The sequence below is a fragment of the Facklamia sp. P12937 genome (assembly GCF_050409505.1).
Taxonomy (GTDB): Bacteria; Bacillota; Bacilli; order Lactobacillales; family Aerococcaceae; genus Facklamia.
This window is the reverse complement of the sequence record NZ_JBNUPI010000031.1, coordinates 1-7,647: the sequence shown is the minus strand read 5'-3', so window position 1 is coordinate 7,647 and position 7,647 is coordinate 1. Positions and strand designations below refer to the sequence as shown.

Genomic DNA, 7,647 nt, shown 5'->3' with positions numbered 1-7,647 from the left:
TGATAATGTCTCAAGAGAACACAAATCAAAATGTCCCACTTCTGAGTTATACTTCCTTCAGGGGGGTTAGATGGGGGTTTATTTAATAATGTTCGAACAAAGAAAATATGCCGTCATTCAATCGGTTGCACAGGGCCGAAAATCAAAAGCCAGAGCCCAGGTGGAGCTCGGTTTAACACGTCGCTCAATTAGTCGACGACTAACTGTCTATAAAACCAATGGTAAATTAGGCTTTCAACATGGAAATGAAGTGATTGGCTTTGCTTACCTTAGTGGTTTTTATAAAGCCTTTTTGCCTCAGGCTACTTTACTTTCAATCTAGACAGCTGAAGGTTGTCCAGTAAAGGGGGGCGGTCATGAACTTTATACGGTGATAGTGTTGATGCTCTCTCATACTAATATCGAATACATCATTTCTAACATTGTCGCTGATAATTATCGCTCTCTAAGCTTTCATGAAAAAGAAGGCTTTAAACCTATGCTTACTTTCCCAAAATTAGTGCGCAAAGCTGAACGCTTTATTGATGTGATTTGGATGCGAAAAGCTATAAGAGCTGTTTCACCAAACCATTCAATATCCAGCAGTTGAATTCGACTTTGAAAGAGACCAATTAATTACTGATTAATTATATCACTACACAGTCAAATAAATAGCAGGTTTGTTGAAGTTTCATTTTAAACTCCATTGTAAACCTGCATTTATTTTTGAAAAACTATTCGGGATAAGTAAAGCTTAAATCAGTCACTTTTTCAATATTTTTTACATATCGCTTTGCTTGATATTTAGCCATTGGTAGGTTTTGATCGAGATAATTTCCACAATCTCTGGCAGTAGCACCAGGTATCTCCCCTTCAAAGTCTGCTGTGAATTTAAAGGTTTCTTTAATTAAATTCAAAACTTCTAGCCCTTCTAAGGCGTCCGTTAAAATTAAATAGAAGCCCGTACGACAGCCCATTGGTCCAAAATAAATGACTTCCTTTTTATATTTTTCGTGATTACGTAAAAAAGTTGCTGCTAAATGCTCAATTGTATGTATTTCTGCTGTATTCATTACGGGTTCAGCATTTGGTGCTGTGAAACGTAAGTCATAAGTATGTAGTTTTCTTCCACCAATCTCATCTGTTCGAGACAAGTAGATACCGGGTTTTAAGATTAAATGATTGATGGTAAAACTTGGTATTTTTTCCAATAGAATTCCTCCTTTATATTGCTTCCAATGTAACGAAAGAAGAATTATCTGTCAATTTTTAGTTAAATAAAAAGTATATTAGAATAAAATGGATGATTAAACGCAAAAGATGATGACTTATATTAGCTTGTCGACTACTTACCAATCGATCGCGATAGAGCGTAATGGAAAGGGCTAGTAACAAGATAGAAATAGCAATGTCTAAAGGTTTCAAGCTTGACCATAAATTCATTAGGGTCAAAAGAAATAGCAAATCAATAACAGTCAACGTTATCTTTGAAATATTGAGCCCATTTTTTATTCCTAAAATGCCAGTTATAAACACTATAGATGCATAGATAAAGACTATTATGTTCATCACAAACCTCCCTTTACTTCAGTTTTTTAAAATATATCATATATCGCTAATATAGTAAATGTGAATTTCTAATCTGTATATTTAAGTTCTCCTTGTTTATTGCTGTTCTAATTGACCAGCCATAAAAAGGTAAGTATGAAATTTCGATAGCACCGACATCTTGTGTATCTAAATAATTAAGGTGTCTTTTTTCTAATTTTTCAATTGTTTCACTATGAGGATGATTATAAGGATTGTCCTTCCCAGATGATATGAGCGCTAATTCTGGTTGCAGTTGGTCTAATAGATCTTCACTAGTAGAAGTTTTACTACCATGATGACCAATTTTTAAAACGTCTATTTTTTCACTTGAAAAAACTTGTAACAAAGATTTTTCTAGCTCAATTGGTAGATCTGCCATATTAAGAAATTTTTTATCGTCTATTACAAAAGAAGTGATTAGCGAAGAAGCATTACTAAAATCATCTTTAAGACTCGCAGGCATATCCAAACAAATTATCTCAATTTGATTGCCTCCTACCCTCACCTTAGTTCCCGGATTTAAGATGTGATGCTGGGTCTGATTAGGAATTTTATTTGCCATGGTTTGCCATATTGCTGACTCTTTAGTGAATTTTGAATAATACAAATGTTTTATTTCAATCTCTTGGATAAGTGTTATCAAATTACCAAGGTGGTCGATATCTGGATGAGTGATAATGACGCCTTCCAAACTAGCAATTCCTTGTGATTTTAAAGCTGGAATGACATTTTTTAAAGCAAATTGAGTATCCAATTTATTTTTCTCCTGGTAGCTAGCCATCTTCCCTCCGGTATCAACTAACCAAGCCTCTTTTGAAAAAGCCTTTTTATAGAGTAAAGCATCTCCTTGCCCTACATCTAAAACGATGATTCGCTCACGTGGATCAAGATAAGGATAAAATAATATTCCGATTGAATAACCGATAATTAAAGATTGCCAAGCTAATTTTGGGTTACTTTTTAAATAATAAAACCAAATAATAGCTATACCAAATAAAAAGATTGGTAAGAAAAAGCTTCCGTTTCCTAATAAGATTGTTCCGCTTTCTATAACAGAATGAAGCGAAAGGAATTCCCACATTCTTTGGAAGACATTAGATAGATAAGTAATGAACTTTAATAAAGCTGGATAGTACTGACTAACATATAATAAAATTGAAAAAGAGAACATGCTTGGCAGAATCCATCTTTCGAATATAGGCGTAAATAAAAGCACGACTGCTAGTTGTAAAAAATTAATGGTATAAGTACTTGAGAGTAAAAGGGGCCATGAAAATAAGAAACAAAATAAAGTTAGTTCACTTTTTTCTTGCCAAGTAGTTGAAAGGCTATCGACTATACTTCCTTGATAAAAATAAATCAGATACGACATTATGAATGATAAAAGAAAGGCTAAACTTTTTATATTGAAGGGATTAATAATTAGGAGGGTTATATAAATTACTGACAAAACATCTAAAGAAGAAAGTGGCCAATCAAACCTTTTGCGTAAATCATTAATTATAATAACCGACATAGAACGGATAACACCTATAGGCCAAGCTACTAACCATGCAAAAAAGGTTAAAAGTATAAAATTGATTTTTTTACTTACTAGAGGAGAAATACCTATTCTTAATAAGATAGTATTGAGAACTCTTCGGAGATAGTTGACATGAAAACCTGAGATTGAGAAAAAGTGTAAAATTCCTAAAGTCATAAAGGCCTGTTTATAATCTTGATAAACTGTGGAATTTAAATTGTAGAGTAATTTATTATGAATACTAACTAAAGGAATCTGACCACATTTTCTTATATAATGTGTTAACCTTGCTCTAACATTAGCAAGTAATACTAAGGGATGGTTGATTAAATTAGATTGATTCAATGAAATTTTTTTGATTTTCTTTACCTCCACCCCCCAAGCTATGCCTTTTCTTTTTAAGTAACTTTGATAGTTAAAAAGATCAAAATTACGATTAGGTTCTACTTGCTTAATTTCGCCTTCTATTTCTAAACGATAGGAGCTAAGGGTTAAGTCAGGTAAATTTTCTTGCAAAGCTTCCTCATTCCAATAGGTCACTGTCACAGGGAAAGTGGTATCATTTTCGATAATTAAGAAGACTTCACCATAAAAAGTATTTTCACTTTGTTGGATTTGGTTTGGATTGATAGTTATAGTGGCTTCAATTTTTTCTTGGTCATTAAGCATAGAAAGTTGTTCTTGTAACTTGTTTTCTAAAAACCGATGCCTTACGAACACTAGCAATAAAAAAAAGACAGCTAAAATGATTACGGCCTTATTATCACACTTAATAATTCGTATAAGGCTTAAACAAAATAGAATGAAGAAAGACAAGGTGGAATGTATAAGAAACAATAAAAACAAACTAATTAGCATAGCAATTAAAGTCCAGTGATAACGACAACTTGTCAATTTATTCATTGCTGAAGCCCTACTGTAATAAGGTCTTTTAATCCTTCAAAGGTTTTTGGACCGATGCCTGAAACTTGTAAAATATCTTCAGTGGCTTGAAAAGAACCATGGTCCTGGCGATACTGAATGATTTTTTGAGCTTTAGAAGGACCGATTTGTGGCAAAGTTTCTAATTCTGCTTGATCTGCTGTATTAATATTAATGAGTGTTTGCGTCTCCTCTTTATTAGAAGATCCTACCAACATTAACTCCTGGTTTAAGGCCGATGTTTTCTGCTGTGATTGCTCGTTTATGATTAGGGTATCCCATTCCGACTGACTATATACTGTAACCATCATCTGATCTTCTAACAGTAACGCTAAATTTAAGCTGTCTTGTGCCGCATCTTCAGTAAAACCTCCAGCCTTATCGATTAAATCAATTAAACGTGATCCTTGCTGTAATTGATAAACTCCTGGTTTCATAACCGCTCCCTTCAAATCTACATAAAGTTGTTTTAATACAGTGGTCTCATTTTCTTGACTGGTCATTTCCAATGCTAGTGAATGCTCTTCTGCTTGTAAATCAACAGTATCCCTTAATAAATTGTTTTGATTTAGCATCATAAAAACACATACACAAGCAACTAATATCAATAAAAATGGCTTATTTCTAATTTTTGCATAAACAGACGCTTTTTGACTTTCTTCAAAATAAGACTTCATGACTTTCCTCCTCACTTGACAATCTTAAATACAAGGAGAATTTCTTAAAGGCGCTTTTAAGACCCCCAGCATCAAAATACTGAGGGTCTTAAAATAAGCTTTGGATATCTCTTTTTATTTTATCCTTTGAGCAAGTGCTTGGGCAACATTTGGAGGAACCATTTGCGAAATATCTCCACCAAAATAAGCGATTTCTTTGATTAAACTGGAGCTTAAATAGCGATAATTTTCATTCGCAAATAAAAGAACTGTTTCAAGGCCTGGGAGTTGGGTTCGATTAACAGTCGCAATGTTCGCTTCATATTCAAAATCTTGTGCCGAGCGTACTCCCCGAATAAGGGAAATCGCCTTAACTTTTTGATAGTAATGAGCAATTAAGCCATCTTCTAAGTAATCAATTTTTACATTTTTAAATGCTGCTGTAGCCTCTTCGATTAAAAGTTTTCGCTCCTCAACTGTAAAGACGGTCTTTTTTGTGGTATTCACTGCAATTAATACGATTACTTCATCAAACAATTGACTGGATCGCTCAATCAAATCTAAGTGTCCATATGTTAAGGGGTCGAATGAACCAGGAAAAACACCTACCCTTTTACTCATACTCTTCGCTCTCCTCACCTTGGTATTGATATATTCGAATGACTGTAATCCCATATTTTTTATTTTTTAATTCAAGAAAATTAGGGATTTCTTTTACGGAATGCACTTCGTCAGCCTCAAGAACTATTAAGCAACTCGGATTTAGAAAATCATTTTTGATTAACCACTCTAAGTCTTGCTCAACTTGATTTTCAGCGTAAGGGGGATCAAGAAATACAAGGTCAAAGGCTCGTTGGTTTTTTAGACCCCAATCTAATAACTTTGTCCGGTTTTTGCCACTTAGAAGTACAAACTTTTCTTCTTCTTTTGTCATCTTTATATTTTCTTTAATCGTTAAAACGGCTCGCCGATCTTTCTCGCACATAACAGCTCCTGCCAGTCCTCTTGAAACAGACTCTATGGCCAAAGCTCCTGATCCCGCGTAAAAATCCAAACAATAGCCATCAATCGGTAATCGATTAGCCAAAAGGTTAAACATCGATTCTTTTATTTTATCGGTTGTAGGCCGTGTGTTTTTCCCGGGAACCGCCTTTAAAGGTCGAGATCGATAACTTCCTGCAATGACTCGCATCATACCACCTACTTCTTATCTTTTGCTTCTGGGACGATTTCTTGGGCGAGATCTTTAAAGAATTCGTCAAAGGAAACCTCTTCTTCCTCTTCTGCTTTTAAATCAGGATCAATTCGATCCTTTATAGCATCTTTAAAAGTCATATCGATATCATCTCGGTATGAAACCTCTACTTCCCGCACAAAATTTAATTTACGCAAAGAAGATAAAGTTTCATCAAGCTGAGAATCATTCACGTACATGATGGCATATTTCAAGCGTTCACTTAAATAATGTACTGTGCCATATTTTCTTAATTGCTTCCATTGTTTAAGACTATATAACCATACAACAAGCGATTTTCTTTTTACTGCTTCAAATGTCATTAGCGTCCACCTTTCAAATTGGATACTTTTGAGCGATTAGTTGTTTGTCTCATCCGAGCTTCTTCACTGATGAATTTTTGAACAATGCCTATTATTATCAAATTGACTACCATGCTCGTCCCTCCATACGATATAAAGGGAAGTGTCACTCCAGTAAGGGGGATTAAACTTGTCAATCCTCCAATATTTACAAATGTTTGCGTAAAGATTAAAATAGCAAATCCCGTAATACAAATACGGTGAAACAATTTACTCATCATACTGGCTGTTCTGAGTAAGTAAAAAACTAAACCAAGTAATGTTAAGATTACAGCGCTTACCCCTAGCAATCCTGTCTCTTCTGCTATCACTGATAAAATAAAATCTGTATGAGCGGCAGGAAGCATTTCTTTTATTACTCCTTGACCTAAGCCCACACCGAAAAGGCCACCATTAGCGATTGCTTTATAGGATTGAATGACTTGATAGCCTGTCCCATGTTGATATTTAAACGGATCAATGAAAGATCCTAAACGTTCAAAAAAGTGCCTTCCAGTACCCACAAAATAGTCTGCAAAGTATATTGAAACAATATAGATAACTATAGTAACAACAATAAAAAATAACAGAGAAAGAATATTCTTCTTTCTTGATAAATTAAAAATCATAAACAGAGAATAAGCACAAAAACCAATAAGTACTGTTGTGCCTACATCAGGCTGAATTAAAACAAACATTGCCGATATTATCATTAAACCAAAGGGCAAAATGATATACCAAAAAGAAGACTTTTCTAGTGCTATCAGATAAGTTCTTTTAAAATAAACAGCCAGTCGACTACATGTGAGCACCATAGCTATTTTAAATAGCTCAGAAGGTTGAAAATTATATCCTCCAATATTGATCCAAGAAGATGCCCCTCCTCCTTCCTGACCGAAGAAAGTAGCATAAAAAATTAAAACCATTGTTAGAAAATTGAGTATATTAATTAAAAAGATGTTAGAAAACCATCCGTTTGGAACAAGCCGAACGAGTAAAATCATGCAAAAACCAATCAAAATTGAGAGGGCTTGCTTCTTCACCATGGCTAATGGATCTTGTGACATGGTAGAAGAAAAGACGGCTAACATGGAAAAAAGTAGTAAAACAATGACAATAAGACTTAGTAACTTATCGCCCTTTCCATATAGATCAAATTTTTTCTTAAAGCTTGTGATAAAACGCTCTTTATTCATTTCTTTAGAATCTACTTCTCTAGTTTTAGGAGTGATGTGAAAGACTTTGTTTTCCATAATTATTCCTCTCTAATTCGCTAAAAACATTATAGCATAAAGCATCAGTAGTGGGTATTTATGAAAATAAGATCGGGATTTACTCTGACTAGGAATTAAAAGGTTCTATAATTTATAGGGTTGATGGCCGAAGGCCTCAACTCTATTTTTT

The 7,647-nt window shown here is 34.1% G+C and carries 9 protein-coding genes and 1 pseudogene; 2 read left to right on the top strand and 8 right to left on the bottom strand.

The genetic code is table 11. The features are described from left to right. Window positions 1-70 precede the first annotated feature (70 nt). Window positions 71-322, top strand: coding sequence for a hypothetical protein (locus tag ACQV2R_RS08300; RefSeq protein WP_428892088.1), 252 nt, complete (start codon window positions 71-73; stop codon window positions 320-322). 36 nt (window positions 323-358) lie between these two features. After that, a pseudogene (locus ACQV2R_RS08295) lies at window positions 359-589 on the top strand (N-acetyltransferase family protein); the annotation flags it as partial. Window positions 590-713: 124 nt separating this feature from the next. On the opposite strand, the gene ACQV2R_RS08290 reads toward ACQV2R_RS08295, so the two are convergent. From ACQV2R_RS08290 to ACQV2R_RS08255, 8 genes are all read right to left on the bottom strand, one after another. Continuing rightward, complete coding sequence (locus tag ACQV2R_RS08290) at window positions 714-1,190, bottom strand: S-ribosylhomocysteine lyase (protein WP_428874323.1); 477 nt, start codon at window positions 1,188-1,190, stop codon at window positions 714-716. 58 nt (window positions 1,191-1,248) lie between these two features. Further along, window positions 1,249-1,548: a hypothetical protein gene (locus tag ACQV2R_RS08285; protein ID WP_428874322.1), complete on the bottom strand. Its 300-nt coding sequence runs from the start codon at window positions 1,546-1,548 to the stop codon at window positions 1,249-1,251. A 46-nt stretch (window positions 1,549-1,594) separates the two neighbouring features. Then, window positions 1,595-3,949 carry a DNA internalization-related competence protein ComEC/Rec2 gene (locus ACQV2R_RS08280; RefSeq protein ID WP_428892089.1) on the bottom strand — a complete coding sequence of 785 codons (2,355 nt, stop codon included), beginning with the start codon at window positions 3,947-3,949 and terminating at the stop codon, window positions 1,595-1,597. A gap of 41 nt (window positions 3,950-3,990) precedes the next feature. Continuing rightward, window positions 3,991-4,689: a helix-hairpin-helix domain-containing protein gene (locus ACQV2R_RS08275; RefSeq protein ID WP_428892087.1), complete on the bottom strand. Its 699-nt coding sequence runs from the start codon at window positions 4,687-4,689 to the stop codon at window positions 3,991-3,993. Window positions 4,690-4,803: 114 nt separating this feature from the next. Then, window positions 4,804-5,289 carry a pantetheine-phosphate adenylyltransferase gene (gene coaD / locus ACQV2R_RS08270; RefSeq protein WP_428875366.1) on the bottom strand — a complete coding sequence of 162 codons (486 nt, stop codon included), beginning with the start codon at window positions 5,287-5,289 and terminating at the stop codon, window positions 4,804-4,806. After that, window positions 5,282-5,863, bottom strand: a complete 582-nt coding sequence (rsmD, locus tag ACQV2R_RS08265) for a 16S rRNA (guanine(966)-N(2))-methyltransferase RsmD (RefSeq protein WP_428874317.1) — start codon at window positions 5,861-5,863, stop codon at window positions 5,282-5,284. Before rsmD ends, coaD begins: the two co-directional genes overlap by 8 nt. A gap of 5 nt (window positions 5,864-5,868) precedes the next feature. After that, window positions 5,869-6,225, bottom strand: coding sequence for a YlbG family protein (locus tag ACQV2R_RS08260; protein ID WP_428874316.1), 357 nt, complete (start codon window positions 6,223-6,225; stop codon window positions 5,869-5,871). Beyond that, window positions 6,225-7,496 (bottom strand): FtsW/RodA/SpoVE family cell cycle protein, encoded by a 1,272-nt coding sequence (locus ACQV2R_RS08255; protein WP_428874314.1) that lies wholly within the window; start codon window positions 7,494-7,496, stop codon window positions 6,225-6,227. Before ACQV2R_RS08255 ends, ACQV2R_RS08260 begins: the two co-directional genes overlap by 1 nt. Window positions 7,497-7,647: the final 151 nt, after the last annotated feature.